Raw genomic sequence first — 14,884 nt, 5'->3', positions numbered from 1 at the left:
GCTCGTGATCACGGCCCGGTCCTGGCGGGGAGTGGCGCCACATCGGGAACCGGCAGGACCGGGTGTTGCGTCACGGTGAGGTCGCGCAGATCGAGCCTGCGCAGTCTGCGCCGCAGGGGCAGCGCATCGGACCCGGGATCGCCGGCCGCCCAGGCGATGAGGTCGGCCGTCAGCAGCGAGGCGATCAGGGCCGCGGATGTGGCCGTGCTCAGGGACTCGGTCTCGGGGGTCCGCAGCCCCTGCCAGTAGGCGTCCAACTCACGGTGGGCGGGGGTGGCGGCGAGGCGGCGCCGTCTGACATGTGCTGCGGTGACGTCGCCCGGCCGGTCGGCCAGCGGTTCCAGCCAGACCTGGGCCCCCTCGCGATGGCAGCGCAGCCAGGCGGTCCCCCGTGCGGGCAGGTGGTCGGCCTCGTCCCACAGTCCGGGCGGGACCGGAGTGTCGAGGCACCAGACGACGGCGGTACGGGGTCGTCGGGGGCCGCGGCCCAGTGCGGCGAGTTCGGCGGGGGCCGCTGAGCGCGGCTGCCCGCCTTCGGCCCGGACGAATCGGTCGAGCGGGGCGAGGAGTTGGGGGTCTCCGAGCAGCAGAACGGTGCGGCCGGCGATCCGTCCGACGGGTTCCGTGTTGGAGGGCCGTGCGTACCCGGCTCGCTCGAACGCCGTGATGAGCCGGTCGAGTTCGGGATCGGGGTCGGCCACGCCCGTGGTGAGCGCGGCCGTCAGCGCCTGCGGATCGGTGGCGGCGGTGTCGACGTGGAGGAAGTCACCGTCGGGTGTGCGCAGGGCGAGCCCCCGCCCGGGGACGGTGACGAGGGTGGTGCCGGGGGCGAGTCGTGGGGCAGTGGCCACGGTGTGTCTCCTGAACGGGAGGGGACGGAACGGAACGGGCCCGCCCGGTTGGTGCGCCGGACGGGCCCGCTCGCAGGACCTACTTGTCGCCGTGGGTGTCGGTCGCGCCCGAGTCCGTGTTCAGGTCGTCGAACGGGTTCTCCACGAGGGCGTTGGAGTGGGTGGCCGACTGGTGGGCGAGCTGGCCCGGCTCTGCGATCGGCGTGAACACCTGGTGCTGCTCCATGGTTTGAGCCTCCGATACATCAGTGTTTGCAGCAACGGTCGTTGCCATGTCGAACATCTTAGTGAAAATGATTGTCATTTTTCAAGACTGAATGCTCGGATCGCAGAGGGTGATCCGGGTAACACACCGGCCAGCCGCCCACCGGGTCGATCCCGACCCGACCGGACACGCCCAGCGCATCGGCCAGCAGGCGTGGTGTCACCACCGCCCCAGGAGCGCCGTCCGCCACCACCAGACCATCCCGCAACGCCACGATCCGGTCGGCGTAGCGGGCCGCATGGCCGAGGTCGTGCAGGACCATGACCACGGTCAGACCTCGCTCCTCGCGCAGCCGAACCACCATCTCCATCACCTCCAACTGATGTCGGAGGTCGAGATAGGTCGTCGGCTCGTCGAGCAGCAGGACCCTGGTGTCCTGCGCCAGTGCCATCGCCAACCGCACCCGTTGACGCTCACCGCCCGACAGGGCGTCCACCGGTCGCTCGGCCCAGGAAGTCACCCCCATGTCCGCCATGGCTCGTGCGCACACCGCATCGTCCGCATCGCGCAGCATGCCGAGCGGACCACGGGCCGCGTAGCGCCCCTGCCGCACGAGCTGACGCACTGTCATACCGGGGACCGGTGGTGCCGACTGATGGAGCAGGGCCACCCGTCGGGCCGTGGCCCGTCGGGAGAGCCGACCGACGTCCGCGCCGTCGATCCGCACCGTCCCCGATGCGGGCCGCAACAGCCCGGCGCACAGCCGCAGCAGGGTGCTCTTGCCACAGCCGTTGAGGCCGATCAGGGCGACCAGTTCACCGGCCGCCACATCGAGGTCGACACCGCACAGCACCTCACGGCCCGGGTATCCGAAGCGCAGACCTTCGGCCCGTACCCTGCCGCTGTCGATCACCTCAGCCCTTCCCTCCCGTACCGCATCGGAGTCCTTCGTGGTCATGGCTTCCTCCTCACCCGGCCGCCGGATCGCCGCCTTCGACACGCTCACATCGCCCCGCGCCCCTGCGGGCCCTGGTGGGGGGATCACTCCTGCACCCCTGCGGTACGGCGGGCCACGACCAGCAGCAGGGCGGCACCGACGGCCGTGGTCAATGCGCCCACCGGAATGCTCAGCCGGTCCGAGCCCAACACCTCGGCCAGCACCCGGGAGAGCCATTGGGCTCCCGCGTCCGCACCACCGACCACCAGGGCGCCCAACAGCGCAGCGCCGGGCAGCGCGCTCCGCAGATCGGCTCCGAACAGGGCGAACGCCAGGTGAGGGACGAGAAGACCGACGAATCCAAGCGCGCCCACGGCGGGAACCGCACCGGCGGTCAGGGCCACCGCGCACACCAGGGCGGCAGCGCGGGCCCTACCCGTCGCGAGCCCAGCTGCTGCGGCCTGTTCATCGCCGCAGCGCAGCAATGTGAGCGGAGCGGCGAGCGCAAAGGCGCAGAGACCCCAAAGGAGGGTCCAGGGCCAGAGCAGGTGCCAGTGTTCCCAGACCCGCCCCTCGGTCGATCCGACCAGCCACTGCACGATGCTGCCCAACTCCCCCGGTGCGACCAGGAGGATCATCGCCGTGAGCCCGGAGAGCACCGCCGAGGCGAGAACGCCGTACACCGCGGTGTGGACCGGGTCCCCCTGCTCCCGTCCGGCGAGCAGCCACAGCAGCCCGGCGCCGGCGAAACCACCGATACAGGCCGCGACCACCACCGCGGCGGGATCCTCCCAACCCGCGAGCCCCAGGCCGGTGGCGGCGACGGCACCGAGCACCGCGCCCGGGGTGACCCCGGTGACCTCCGGGCCGGCCAGTGGATTGCGCAGCGCGGACTGGAGGACGGCACCCGCCAGGCCAAGTGCCGCACCCGCGCCCAGGGCCACGAGGGCGCGTGGCAGCCTGAGTTGGAGGACGACGTGTCGGGCGGTGGCATCACCACCGCCCGACAGCACCTCCCGCACCACGGGGAGGTCGACCGCCCGGCCGGAGACCAGCCCTGCCAACCCGGCGACCACAACGAGCAGACCGAGTACGCCCAGCCCGACAGCGGCCGGAAGTGAACGAAGGAGAGAAGGGCGTACCGAAGGCGCTGATGACTTCATCGGCTCTCCTCCACGACCCTGCGGCCCCTGCGCAGCAGCACCACGCCCACCGGCACGCCCAACAGTGCGGTCCAGGCGCCCACCGGGGTTTCCACGGGGGCGAGGGCGAGCCGTGCGGGTAGGTCGGCCAGCACCACGGTGATCGCTCCGAGGAGCGCCGACCACGGCAGCCAACCGACGGACGTGGTGTGCGGGGCCAACTGCCGGGCGAGGTGGGGTGCAAGGAAGCCGACCCAGGCGACGGGTCCACAGACGGCGACCACGGGCGCGATGAGAAGGATGGAGATGGCGAGGGCCGCGAGCCGCGCCCACCGCACCCGCACACCGAGGGCACGCGCCTCGTCATCGCCGAGGCGCAGGACGGACAGGACGGGCGCGCACAACACGAGGGCCGGCACTGCCACGACCAGCCAGGGCCACAGCCCCGTGACATCGTCCCAGGTGCGCGATGCCAGACTGCCCAGCAGATAGCGGTAGATGAGCTGGAGGTCGAGTTGGTCCGCGAGCACCATCAGGACGAGCAGCCCGGCCTGGAGTGCAGCGGTCACGGCGGCGCCGGTCAACAGCACAGCCGATGGGCTGCGCCCGAACCCTCCGGCCACCAGTGTGAGCAGACCGCCCACCACCGCGCCGGCCAGCGCCAGAAGCGGTTCGACGACGACCGGAACCGTCACGGCGAGTACGAGCGGGGCTGCCACACCGAGGGCGGCGCCTGAGGACACTCCCAGCATCTCCGGTACGGCCAGCGGGTTGCGCAGCGCCTCCTGGAGGACCAGCCCGGCCGCCCCGAGGCAGGCACCGGCCACGACGGCGAGCACGAGCCGGGGCATTCTCAGTTCGGTCAGGACGACCCCGGCGAGGTCGTCGCCGCCGAGCGCGGCAGGAAGCTCGGCGGGGGACAGCCTGGGGGTGCCCAGACACAGGGTCCCCAGCGCCGCCACCATGAGCAACCCGACCAGCACCAAGGGGCGAAGGGCCGCCCGGGACGGGGGTTGTGGGGCCGTCACCGCAGTGCGGCCGTGGCCTCGTCGAGGACGATGCCCAACGACCGTGTGCCACGGCCCTTGGCCCATACCTCGGGGTCGACCTCGATGACCTTGCCGTTCTTCACCGCGGGGATGCGTGACCAGAGGGGGTTCTTGGCGAGCTTGTCGGAGAGCCGCTCCCCGGCCTTAGCGGGGCCGCCGAAGGAGAGCGTCTCGACGAACAGGACGTCGACGTCCTTGGCGAGGATCTCCTCCATGCTGTAGGTCCCTTCGATCCCCCGGCTCTCCCACGGATACCGGGTGATCCTCGGGAAGAGACCGGCGGTGACATCGGAACCGGGGGCGGCGACACCGAAGTTCTCGTCGTTGCCGTACATCACGAGGGCGGTCCGTTCGCTGGGGTCGGCCTCCGCGGTGGCGAGCCGTTGCCGGAATGCCCCCTCAGCCTTCTCCCCCTGTGCGGTGCGTCCGGTGAGCGCGGCCAGATCGCGCAGGTATCCCACGCTGTGCTGCCAGGTCTCGGGCTGTACCGGCCAGAAGACGGTCGCGCCCTTGAGCGCAGGTGCGAGTTTGCCGTGGGTGTCCTTCAGACCGATAACCAGGTCGGGCTTGAAGGAGAGGACCGCCTCCACCTCGGGGCTGAGGAACCCGCCGGGCACCACGGGTACTTGGGCGGCCTTGGCCGGCCCGAGGAACTTGTCGTGGGCGAGGAGGCGGGAGTTGCTGGCGGTGGGCGTCATGCCCAACTCGGTCAGCATGTCGTCGCAGAGTGCGACGAGGCAGACGATGCGTTGCGGCGGTTCCGGTGTGGTCACGGTGACACCGCGCGCATCGGTCACACTGCGGGCGGCTTCGATGGGGCGGACCGTGACCTCGGTCTTCGATCCACTGTCCGCTTTGCCGTCTGTCGCTGGTTCGGTGGTGGTGTTGCAGCCGGCGAGTGCCACGGCCGCAACAGCGGCCAGTGCCAGCCTGCGCACGGTGAGTGATGTTCTACGGAGCATGGGTCCCCCCGGGCTTCTTGTCGATGAGTGCGATAGTGCCACATGATAATCATTACCAAAAAGCCGATGTGGAGGTCTTCCGTGTCCCTGTCCCCGCTCCTGGTCGTCGCCGACCAGGTCGCCGGATCGTTGAGGGTCCTCAACCTGCCCGACGGCCAGCAGAGTTCGGTCGTCGACGGACGCCATCTCGCCGAACACGCCGGCTTCCTCGCCCTCCCCCGAAGCCGCACGGCCTTCGTCGACGACCGGGCGGGCGAACTGATCGTCCTGGACCCGTACGGCCCGGCCCACGGACGACCACTGATCGAAACGACGGTGCCGGTCGCCGTGCCAGCCGAGCACCTAGCGGCCGATCCGACCGGCAGTCGCCTCGCCGTCACCACCGGACTCGGCCACCACGCAGAGGCATGGTCGGACCTCGTGACCGCGGTCGACCTCAGGCCGCCCGGTCGACCGGACGCGGTGCGCTTTCGAGCGCGCACGGGCGAGCCCGGCGTCACACTCACCGGCTCCGAGGACCCACTGATCGTGCTGCGCCACCGGGAGCCGGGACTGCTGGCCGCGTACCGTCACACCGATGTACTGGGCGCCACGCCCGGTTGCCCGCGTCCCGAGCCGCGATCGACCCTCTCCCTACCGGACGACGACGGGCACGGCGACGCCCATGACCCGCACACCCGGCGCCTGTTCGCGGCGGCGGGCTCGGGCGTCCACCGGGTGCGCTACCAGGGTGCCGATCTGGTGCCGGAAGCCCCTCTCCCCTGGATCGGACCTGGTCGCGGATACTATCTGCGACTCGATCCAGCCCGACGGCTGCTCTGGTCCGGCATCCGCAGCGGTCCGCCCGAGCCGGACCAGTGGCACCGGTGGGACAACGACGCCTGGTGGCACCACCTCGACTCGGGCCGCACCGGTCGGCTGCCGCTCGGCCCTGGGCTGGTCTTTCGGCTGGCTGTCGCCGCCCGGCACATCGCCTATGCCCGGGTCCATCCCGACGGCGACGAACTGGTGTTGGTCGAGCCAGGACAGTCCCCCCGGATCAGCGCACGAATCGCCCTGCCTGCGATGTCGGGCGCGCCACAGCAGGGCACAACACCCTGGGACGGCGTCCAGCGCAGGGCCATTGCCGCTTCCCCCGCCGGTTCACTCATCGCCGTCACCCGAGGGGGTCATGGCGAGATCGAACTCGTGGACGCGGACCGACCGGATCAGCGCACCACCTTGACGGTTCCGACACCGCTGGACGAAGGCGGTCGACTGACCCTGCTCTACCCCGATGACCCAGCCCACGCGGATACGGTGGGGCGCTGACCTTCGGGCATGCCGTCGCAGTCTCCGGACCACACGCCTCCCCGGATGCTGGGAGCTCGCCACGGTGACGCCCCCGGCTCGCGCACCGGATCGCGGCGCCGCAGGCAACGGCCGTGAAACCATCGGAGCCGTCCACCAGGGATCTCATCGAAGGACGTGCACGGAAGTGACTGACGACTGGGTGTGGGACGAGACACTGTTCTCGGGTGCGGCCCTCCACTACGCCCGCGGTCGACTCCCCTACGCGCCCGGACTGGTGGACTCGCTCACCGAGGTGCTGGGGCTCGACGGACGAGGTCGCCTCCTGGACGTGGGATGCGGACCGGGCACCCTGGCGCTGACGCTGGCGCACTCCTTCGCCGAGGTCGTCGGGATCGACCCGGACCGAGACATGATCGCCGAGGCCGGCCGCGCGGCCAGGGCTGCGGGCGTGGTTCGAAGAGCCATCTGGGTGCCCATCCGTGCCGAGGAACTGCCCGCGGACCTCGGCACGTTCACCGTCGCGACCTTCGGCCAGTCCTTCCACTGGATGGACCGCGAGCTGGTGGCGAGGACGGTCAGGGGAATGCTGCGGCCCGAAGGGGCTCTGGTGCACATCTCGGACCTCAAGACGGAATCCCGATCCGTCGAGGGATTCACCCATCCGCCAGTGCCATACGCCGCCATCGACACGCTGGTCAAGCGGTACTTGGGGCCGGTCCGCCGCGCCGGCCGCGGCGTGCTTCCGAAGGGGACACCCGGCGATGAGGCCGCGGTGTACGCCGGCGCGGGACTCGTGGACCCGCAGCACCATGTCATCCCGGGCGGACAGGCCCTGGAACGCACCTCGGACTCGGTGGTCGCAGGGGTGTTCTCCCTGTCCTCGTCGACCCCACACCTCTTCGGAACCCGGCGGGACGACTTCGAGTCGGACCTGCGCCAGTTGCTGCGGACGTCGTCCCCGTCCGGCTGGTGGTCCGAGCGGCAGCCGAGCACCGAGGTCGTCGTCTGGCGAAACCCCGGCGTCGGCTGATGCCTTCTGTCCGGTCTGCACCGGGACGAGGGAAGGCGAGTCGTGCCCTCAGATCTCCCATCCGACGCGCGTGTTCCGTTCGGTTGGTTCGGCGTGCGGCGGAGGGCCGATCCGGGCTTCCCTCTGTCGCCAGCGGGTACGCCTCGGGAGTTGGTCGTCAAGCTGGTCGTCGAGCTGAGTCGGGGGAACGGATGGGGACCGTGTTAGGCAACGAACTCGGGTGCGCCCTGGTCCTGTTGGCACTTGTGGTGGTGGCCATGACCGAGGCACCGCTGCGCCGCGCAGACCGGGACCTCCGGTCCTCCGCTCCGCCCCCACGTACGCCGGATGTCGGCCTCGATCCCTACGAAGTGGCGTACCTCAAGCTCGGTCCGCGTCGACTCATCGAGACGGCGATGGTACTGATGCATGCCGAGGGACGGTTGGTGGTCAAGAAGAAGAAGAAGAAGAAGCCGGCGCACCGCATCGCCGTCGAGACGCCCGGACCGGCGCCGCAGGACGACATGGAGGCCATGGCGCTGGAAGCCCTCGCGGCGACCGTGGGAGGGGACGGCATGTTCGAGTGGCCGATCCATCCCCCGACCGATGATCCTCGCATCGACGCCCTGCGCGAGCGACTCATGCGGGACGGACTGCTCTGTGACGCCGGCCTTCCGCCGGGTGTCCTCCCAGGCCAGCCCGCCGTTCTGCGCTGGAAACAGGCACACGCCCATCTCGACACGGCATGGTGGTGGGTGGGGTATCTGGCCGTGGCAGGAGCGGTGGTGGCCTATGCGACGGACTCCTACCTCCCGCTACTGCTCTACCCGCTCCTGATGTGGGCCGGGCACACCCGTCGCCAGCACTACCGGTACCACTCCCGTGAGCATGTCTCGGAACACGGGCACAAGATGCTGCAAGCCGTGCTGAACGACGCATGGCTCACGACTACGGATGCTCGGCTCGCCCGGGAGGTGGCGTGGCGCGGTCGTAGCGCACTGGCGAAGAAGCACCCGTTGAACCCTCCGCCCGCACCCTCACCCCCGCCGCAGGAGAGACCTCGGGAGCCCGAAATCGTGATCAGCGACCCACCCTCCCTCGGTGGCCTGGGAGGCTTCTGAGTCATACGGGACGCATGGCGTACGGGTTGCCACAGCGGACAGGTGCCTCCCTGCGCTGCCCCGGTGGCACTGCACTGCGTGGTGGGCAGATCCCCGGGGCCCGGGATGAACAACAACCGGGCCCGGGGATGACCTGCCACCATCGGGCCGCCTGCCCAGCACCTCAGCGAAGACCGCTATCGCGTGTCGCGCAACCTCAGTACATAGGCCGCGGTGAGCGCGACGGCTCGATCCTCGTCCTGCGAGAGCTCTGCGAGGGACCGTGCCGCCACACTTCCCGGGATGTCCGCGAGGGCCTCGGCCAGGCGTCGACGCGCGGACGCATCAGCGGCACCGTGAGCGAGGCGCTCAACGAGCTCGGTGGCGATCCGGTCCGCCAACGCGGGGTGACTCGCCAACGCAGCCAGCGCATCGGCTGCCTCCACATCGCTCTGTTCCTCGACCACCATGTCGATGAGAACCGGGACCGCGTCGGCCACACCACGTGGCCCGAGTGCCAGAGCTGCACATCTACGCACCACGATGTCGGAGTTGGTGAGAGCATTCCGCAGCGCTGCGGTCGCCCCACCGTTCGTCACCTCGGCGATGGACTGGACGGCGCGCTTGCGCACCTCGGCCGTCGGTGAGTCAAGGCCCTCCGCCAGTAGCTCGGCCACACCGTCGCCCGCTTGTGCCAAGGCCCATCGAAGGGCGCCGGCTACATGGGGATCGGACTCGCTCAGCACCGCCTCGACCAGCGCCTCCACGGGCACCACGGTCTCTTCTGCCGAGAACAGGGCCGCGCTCTGGCGTTTTCCGGCACTCTTCGACGCCAACGCCCGAAGGAGTCCAACGATCTGGAGGACGTCCTCCCAACCGGCGGGTTCCACGGCACCGACCTGACGGAGGCGCATGAGCAGCTCCGTCTCCTGTTCGATGCGTTCGCGCGTCTGCCGGATGAGGTCGTCGACGAGTTCCAAAGGGGTGAAGGCGGGATCATCGAGGGCGCGCTTGACCTCCCGCAATGACAGTCCCAATGATCGAAGGCTCTCGATGTGGAAGATGCGTCGGATGTCCTCGCCGGAGTACTCCCGATAGCCGCCTTCGGTACGACCCGTGGGCCGCACCAGGCCGAACGATTCATAGTGCCTGAGCATGCGGGCGCTGACCCCGGACCGCCGTGCCACATCACCGATCAACACGGTCCATCATCCCTCCTGGCCGGTGGTGCTGCCGAGGGCCACCACGCGCTTCGCCTCCCCAATCGCGAACTTGAACCCTGCGTCCGGGTCGCGCAACAGTCGTTCCGTGGCCAGCGCGTGCGCCCGCACGCGAGGGTCGCGATCCTGCTCCGCCGCCGAGCGCAGCATCGGCATGATCACCTCGCCGAGTGCGATCAGCGCCCGACTGAGGCTGAGCTGTGTCTCCCGTGCGCCCCGCCCCAGCTGGGTCGACAACATTACTGCCAACTCCGGTGCTTCGCCCTCCGGTACCAGTACCACCGCCGCCCGCCAAGCACTCCGTGCCACCTCGTCGTCGGCGTCGGACAGAAGCGCACGGGTGATCGCCGGCCACGCCCGGTTGTCCCCGATCTTGGACAGTGTGTGCAGTGCCTGGCTGCGTGCTTGCACCCGGTCCGAATGGACTTCCTGGAGCAGTCTCGGCATGGTGACCGATACTGGGTGGCGGGTGAGTGCCCAGGTGAGCATGTCGCGCACGTAAAACTCGGGCTCGATCGCAGATCGCTCGATGAGCTTGCCGATGAACCGCTCGTCAGGGGTTGTGCCGACCGCCAGTGCCGCCCGCAGCCGCACCGACGAGTCACCGTCCTCCAGCCCCCGAAGAGCTCGAACCATGTTCGTGTCGGTACCTGTGTCGGTGTCTTTTCCTGCTCGTGCTCCTGTGACTGTGCCTGGGTCTGTGTGCTGCGCCGGCCTGTTCAGGGCGACCACCTCCTTGACACAGTGAAGACGTTGTCACCGTGACAAGGTCAAGCCGGGGAGCGCACGCCCGCACCCGATGATCGGCGCCCGGGCCGGCCGCAGAGAACACCGCACATGCCGGACACACAAGGGCGATCCCAGACCATTGACACCGCTGGAGACGGTCACTACCGTCTGCCGGAACGTTCCGGCATGGAAGAGAGGGACCACCCCATGAGCGCATCCGCTGCCGACTGGTGCGTAGGGCCGACGCCCGGTGTCCCCCAGAAGGCCGTGCTGGACGTGTTGTCGAAGCGGTTCGGGGTCAGCGGAACGGTCCGGGATCTGGGCAGCCAGCAGGACCGCAACTTTCGGGTTCAGCCGGAATCCGGCGAGAGCTACGTACTGAAGGTGTCGAACCCCGCCACCGGTCCGGACGCGCTGCGCGCCCAGTGTCAGGCGGTCGAGCATCTGACGACCACTGCCCCGGGCCTACGGCTGCCCCGTGCTCGGCGCGGCACGGACGGGGAGTACCTGCAACCACTGCGGACGGAGAGCGGCGAGCTGCACTGCCGACTGTTCGACTATGTCGACGGCGAGCCGATCATGGACAGTCGCTATCTCGCACCTCACGTCATCGCCCGACTCGGCGAGTTGTCAGGGCGCATCACGGCAGGGCTGGCCGGGTTCACTCCGGTGGGGATCGTTCCATCGACGATGTGGGACCTGCGCAACGCCCTCGAAGTGGTGGAATCACTCGCGCCACACATGAGCGAGGCGAAGGACGCCCAACGGGTGCTCCGCGCCGCCCTCGGCGCCCATCGAGTGGTCGCGGCGGTGGCGGACCGTCTGCCCGTGCAGATGATCCACGGTGATGTCACCGACAACAATGTGGTGTTCGACCGGCAGCGGGACGGCCGACCGCTGCCCGCGGGAGTGATCGACTTCGGTGACCTCTCGTACGGTTGGACCGTGGCTGAGCTCGCCGTCACCTGTACGTCGATCCTGCACCACCACGGCGCGTCCCCCGCCTCCGTACTCCCTGCTGTACGGGCCTTCCACACCGTCCGGCCCCTCGGCCCCGATGAGACGGCGGTGTTGTGGCCCCTGATCGTGCTGCGGGCGAGCGTGCTCGTGGCCAGCGGACGGTACGACGTACAGCACGACCCGGGCAATGCGTACGCGGCTGCCGCGCTGGAGCGCGAGTGGGCAATGTTCGAGATGGCCACGTCCCAACCGGTCGAGGTGATGACGGCACAGCTGTGTCATGAGCTCGAACAATCCGCCACAGAAGCCGGGCGGCTTGCCCGAGCGCATGACCAGCACTCCGTGCTGTGGGCGTCCGACGGCCATGCTCCGGGGTACGAAGAACAATCGGTGCGCCTCGCCGTCGTGGACCTCTCGGTGCACAATGATGCGCTCCACTCGGGTCGGTGGCTCTCGGAGGGCATCGAGTCGGAGCTCGTGGCGCACACCCTGGCCGAACACCCATCGGCCCGGGCCGTTCGGACCGCCCACGGTGAGCACCGACTCACCCGGGCCCGGACCGACGTCACCACGAGCACGGCCACTCTTGCGCTGGGAGTCGAGTTGCACCCCCGGTCGAGCGCGGTCGTCCACGCTCCCTGGGCGGGTACGGTCGTCCCGGGCGCGGGGCGGGCGCTGACACTCACCCGGGACGATGGCCCGGCGTTGTTCCTGGACGGGGTGGACGCCACCGTCGAGCGCGGCCCGGTGGTCGCGGGCCAGCCACTGGGTACCGTCCCCGGTGCGGGGAACGGGGACGGTTTGTGGATCCAACTCTCCCAGCTGGAAAGCGCCGTCGTGCCGCCGCGTTTCGTCAGCGCGGACCTGGCGGCGGGATGGCTGGCCGTCTGCCCCGACCCGACCCGGCTGCTGGTTGCTGACCCGGCCCCGGACTGCGGGGTAAGCGCCGGAGCGGTACCGGGCGAGAGCGCCGCGGAGTTGCTGCTCCGCCGCGACCGCGCGTTCGCCAGGGTCCAGGAGCACTACTATCTCGAACCGCCCCGGATCGAGCGCGGCTGGCGGCACCATCTGGTCGACACCGAGGCCCGCACCTATCTGGACATGCTCAACAACGTCACGGTGCTGGGACACGGCCATCCCGTGCTGAGTGACGCGGTGCACCGACAGTGGCAGCGCCTCAACACCAACTCCCGGTTCCACTACGGTTCCGTCGTCGAACTGTCCGAGCGCCTCGCGGAGTTGCTGCCTCCCGAGCTGGACACGGTGTTCCTGGTGAACAGCGGCTCCGAGGCGGTCGATCTGGCACTGCGGCTCGCCTGGGCGGCCACCGAACGGCAGGACGTCGTCGCGGTCGGCGAGGCGTACCACGGGTGGACCTTCGCCAGTGATGCCGTCTCCACCTCCATCGCGGACAACCCCAACGCCCTGGTGTCACGGCCCTCCTGGGTGCACACGGTGCCGGCTCCCAACTCCTACCGCGGTCGGCACCGGGGGACGCAGGCCCACCGGTACGGACCGGAGGCGGCCGAGGCCATCGCAGAGTTGGCCCGCTCCGGGCGGGCTCCGGCCGCGTTCGTGGCTGAGGCGTACTACGGCAATGCCGGGGGCATGGCGCTCCCGGACGGCTATCTGGAACAGGTGTACGCGGCGACCCGAGCGGCTGGGGGACTGTGCATCGCGGACGAGGTGCAGGTCGGCTACGGGCGGCTCGGCACCTGGTTCTGGGGGTTCGAGCAGCAGGGTGTCGTCCCGGACATCGTGACGATCGCCAAGTCGATGGGCAACGGACATCCGCTCGGTGCGGTGATCACCCGTCGGGGGATCGCGGACGCCTATCGCTCACAGGGCTACTTCTTCGCCTCGGCGGGCGGCAGCCCGGTCAGCTCCACGGTCGGTCTGACCGTGCTGGATGTCCTGCGCGACGAAGGTCTACGGGAGAACGCCAGCACGGTGGGCGCATATCTCAAGGCGGGTCTGGAGGCGCTCGCCGAGCGGCATCCGCTGATCGGTGCCGTGCACGGCAACGGCCTCTATCTCGGCGTGGAGTTCGTGCGCGACCGCGTCACCCTGGAGCCGGCCACCGAGGAGACCGCGGCCATCTGTGAACGGCTGCGCGAGTTGGGAGCGATCGTCCAACCGACCTCGGACCGCCAGTGCGTCCTGAAGATCAAACCTCCGATGTGTCTGACCGACCGGAGCGCTGATGTGTTCCTGTCCGCACTCGACGACGTCCTCTCCCACGGGTGGTGATCATGACGGTTCGACCACGGAATGGCCTCCTTCGGCCGCACGCGCCCGGGGTCCGGGTGAAGGACCGGGCGGGCATTCCCGATCATGTGGGGGGCGATTGCTGATGGCCTCTAGGATTCCGCTCATGCCGAGCGCAGAAGACACTCCAGCAGCCCCGACCATCGCCGATGTGGCACGGGCGGCGTCCGTGTCCAAGACGACCGCGTCCGATGCGCTGCGCGGGCACGGCAGGGTATCGGGCGCGACCAGGGAAGCGGTGTTGGCCGCCGCCCGGCAGCTCGGATACGCACCCAACCGCAATGCGCGATCGTTGCGGACCTCGGTGACCGAGACGATCGCGCTGCACATCCCCGAGTTCCTGACGAGTGCCGAGTACTACATGGGGTTCGTCTTCGGGGTGGCCGAGCAGGCAGCGCGGGCGGGGCTGAACGTCACTTTGATCTCTTCCGGCCATCTTCCCCAGCACAGCGCGATTCCGCAGGTGGACGGGCTGGTGCTGTGCGACCCGGTGGCGGGTGATCCCGTGGTGGACCAACTGATGAACGCGAATCTGCCGGTGGTGACGGCCGAGCGCTATGTGGGCGAGGCCCAACCGACCGGCATCATCTGGTCCGACCACGCGCAGCTCACCACCCAGTTGCTCGATCACCTCAGGGACGCGGGAGCGCGTCGGCCCGCCTTCCTCGCCTCCGACACCACATCCGACTGGGCGACGACCCTGCTCGACACCCATGCTGAGTGGTGCGCGGCACATGACCTGCCCGTTCTTGTCGGCAAGGCTCCCTTCAGCGCGTCTCCCGATGTGCTCCAACGGACCGTGCGCGACATGCTGGCCCGATCTCCCGAGATCGACGCCCTGATCTGTGGTGCTGACGGGGCCGCGGCAGCCGTGCTCCCGGAGATCCGTGCGGCCGGGCGGACGGTGGGCCAGGACATCCTCCTCGCCTCGTGCGTCGACAGTTCCGCCATGCGCATGGCGGAGCCGCCGATTACGTCGATCGACCTTCGACCACGCGTCATGGGCGCGGAATGCGCCCGTCTGCTGTGCGAAATCCTGACCGGGGACGCGGAACCCGGCACCACGCGGACCCTGTCGATCGAAATGAAAATCCGGGACTCTACCCGCTGGTAGGGATTTCCGATCCACCGGACAGGCCACCAGACCTGTCCGGCGCTT

At 69.5% G+C, this 14,884-nt stretch carries 13 protein-coding genes; 5 read left to right on the top strand and 8 right to left on the bottom strand.

Going from position 1 to position 14,884, the window contains the following annotated elements:
• Positions 1-8: 8 nt before the first annotated feature.
• The 6 genes from OID54_RS35575 to OID54_RS35550 all read right to left on the bottom strand — a co-directional run bounded on the left by OID54_RS35575 (position 9) and on the right by OID54_RS35550 (position 5,146).
• Positions 9-851 carry a hypothetical protein gene (locus OID54_RS35575; RefSeq protein ID WP_329026492.1) on the bottom strand — a complete coding sequence of 281 codons (843 nt, stop codon included), beginning with the start codon at positions 849-851 and terminating at the stop codon, positions 9-11.
• Positions 852-930: 79 nt separating this feature from the next.
• Positions 931-1,077 (bottom strand): streptamidine family RiPP, encoded by a 147-nt coding sequence (gene amiA / locus OID54_RS35570; protein WP_329026490.1) that lies wholly within the window; start codon positions 1,075-1,077, stop codon positions 931-933.
• 58 nt (positions 1,078-1,135) lie between these two features.
• On the bottom strand, positions 1,136-2,014 hold the full coding sequence (locus OID54_RS35565; protein WP_329026489.1) for an ABC transporter ATP-binding protein: 879 nt from the start codon (positions 2,012-2,014) through the stop codon (positions 1,136-1,138).
• Positions 2,015-2,097: 83 nt separating this feature from the next.
• Positions 2,098-3,156 carry a FecCD family ABC transporter permease gene (locus tag OID54_RS35560; RefSeq protein ID WP_329026487.1) on the bottom strand — a complete coding sequence of 353 codons (1,059 nt, stop codon included), beginning with the start codon at positions 3,154-3,156 and terminating at the stop codon, positions 2,098-2,100.
• Positions 3,153-4,100 (bottom strand): FecCD family ABC transporter permease, encoded by a 948-nt coding sequence (locus tag OID54_RS35555; RefSeq protein WP_329027978.1) that lies wholly within the window; start codon positions 4,098-4,100, stop codon positions 3,153-3,155. The genes OID54_RS35560 and OID54_RS35555 overlap by 4 nt, the downstream gene beginning before the upstream one ends.
• Before the next feature lie 59 nt (positions 4,101-4,159).
• Positions 4,160-5,146, bottom strand: a complete 987-nt coding sequence (locus OID54_RS35550; RefSeq protein WP_329026485.1) for an ABC transporter substrate-binding protein — start codon at positions 5,144-5,146, stop codon at positions 4,160-4,162.
• 81 nt (positions 5,147-5,227) lie between these two features.
• Here OID54_RS35550 and OID54_RS35545 point away from each other — a divergent pair, with 81 nt between their 5' ends.
• The 3 genes from OID54_RS35545 to OID54_RS35535 all read left to right on the top strand — a co-directional run bounded on the left by OID54_RS35545 (position 5,228) and on the right by OID54_RS35535 (position 8,569).
• On the top strand, positions 5,228-6,457 hold the full coding sequence (locus OID54_RS35545; RefSeq protein ID WP_329026483.1) for a hypothetical protein: 1,230 nt from the start codon (positions 5,228-5,230) through the stop codon (positions 6,455-6,457).
• A gap of 166 nt (positions 6,458-6,623) precedes the next feature.
• Entirely contained in the window at positions 6,624-7,469 is an 846-nt protein-coding gene (locus OID54_RS35540; protein ID WP_329026481.1) for a class I SAM-dependent methyltransferase, read from the top strand.
• Positions 7,470-7,660: 191 nt separating this feature from the next.
• Positions 7,661-8,569, top strand: a complete 909-nt coding sequence (locus OID54_RS35535; RefSeq protein WP_329026479.1) for a TIGR04222 domain-containing membrane protein — start codon at positions 7,661-7,663, stop codon at positions 8,567-8,569.
• Between the two features lie 176 nt (positions 8,570-8,745).
• Here OID54_RS35535 and OID54_RS35530 read toward each other — a convergent pair whose 3' ends face one another.
• Both OID54_RS35530 and OID54_RS35525 read right to left on the bottom strand, forming a co-directional pair.
• Positions 8,746-9,750 carry a MerR family transcriptional regulator gene (locus OID54_RS35530; RefSeq protein WP_329026478.1) on the bottom strand — a complete coding sequence of 335 codons (1,005 nt, stop codon included), beginning with the start codon at positions 9,748-9,750 and terminating at the stop codon, positions 8,746-8,748.
• A 6-nt stretch (positions 9,751-9,756) separates the two neighbouring features.
• Positions 9,757-10,404 carry a HEAT repeat domain-containing protein gene (locus tag OID54_RS35525; RefSeq protein WP_329026476.1) on the bottom strand — a complete coding sequence of 216 codons (648 nt, stop codon included), beginning with the start codon at positions 10,402-10,404 and terminating at the stop codon, positions 9,757-9,759.
• Between the two features lie 300 nt (positions 10,405-10,704).
• On the opposite strand from OID54_RS35525, the gene OID54_RS35520 reads away from it, so the two are divergent.
• Positions 10,705-13,707 carry an aminotransferase gene (locus tag OID54_RS35520; RefSeq protein ID WP_329026474.1) on the top strand — a complete coding sequence of 1,001 codons (3,003 nt, stop codon included), beginning with the start codon at positions 10,705-10,707 and terminating at the stop codon, positions 13,705-13,707.
• Positions 13,708-13,831: 124 nt separating this feature from the next.
• On the top strand, positions 13,832-14,839 hold the full coding sequence (locus OID54_RS35515) for a LacI family DNA-binding transcriptional regulator (protein ID WP_329026472.1): 1,008 nt from the start codon (positions 13,832-13,834) through the stop codon (positions 14,837-14,839).
• Positions 14,840-14,884: the final 45 nt, after the last annotated feature.

This window comes from Streptomyces sp. NBC_00690 (assembly GCF_036226685.1).
GTDB lineage: Bacteria > Actinomycetota > Actinomycetes > Streptomycetales > Streptomycetaceae > Streptomyces.
Note: the sequence above shows the minus strand (reverse complement) of the source record. Positions and strands in the feature narration are given on the sequence as shown.

Bases quoted from the DNA above. Each gene is read 5' to 3' on its own strand.
- amiA (WP_329026490.1), bottom strand. From the start codon at position 1,077: ATGGAGCAGCACCAGGTGTTCACGCCGATCGCAGAGCCGGGCCAGCTC.
- OID54_RS35565 (WP_329026489.1), bottom strand. From the start codon at position 2,014: ATGACCACGAAGGACTCCGATGCGGTACGGGAGGGAAGGGCTGAGGTG.
- OID54_RS35560 (WP_329026487.1), bottom strand. From the start codon at position 3,156: ATGAAGTCATCAGCGCCTTCGGTACGCCCTTCTCTCCTTCGTTCACTT.
- OID54_RS35555 (WP_329027978.1), bottom strand. From the start codon at position 4,100: ATGGTGGCGGCGCTGGGGACCCTGTGTCTGGGCACCCCCAGGCTGTCC.
- OID54_RS35550 (WP_329026485.1), bottom strand. From the start codon at position 5,146: ATGCTCCGTAGAACATCACTCACCGTGCGCAGGCTGGCACTGGCCGCT.
- OID54_RS35535 (WP_329026479.1), top strand. From the start codon at position 7,661: ATGGGGACCGTGTTAGGCAACGAACTCGGGTGCGCCCTGGTCCTGTTG.
- OID54_RS35525 (WP_329026476.1), bottom strand. From the start codon at position 10,404: ATGGTTCGAGCTCTTCGGGGGCTGGAGGACGGTGACTCGTCGGTGCGG.
- OID54_RS35520 (WP_329026474.1), top strand. From the start codon at position 10,705: ATGAGCGCATCCGCTGCCGACTGGTGCGTAGGGCCGACGCCCGGTGTC.
- OID54_RS35515 (WP_329026472.1), top strand. From the start codon at position 13,832: ATGCCGAGCGCAGAAGACACTCCAGCAGCCCCGACCATCGCCGATGTG.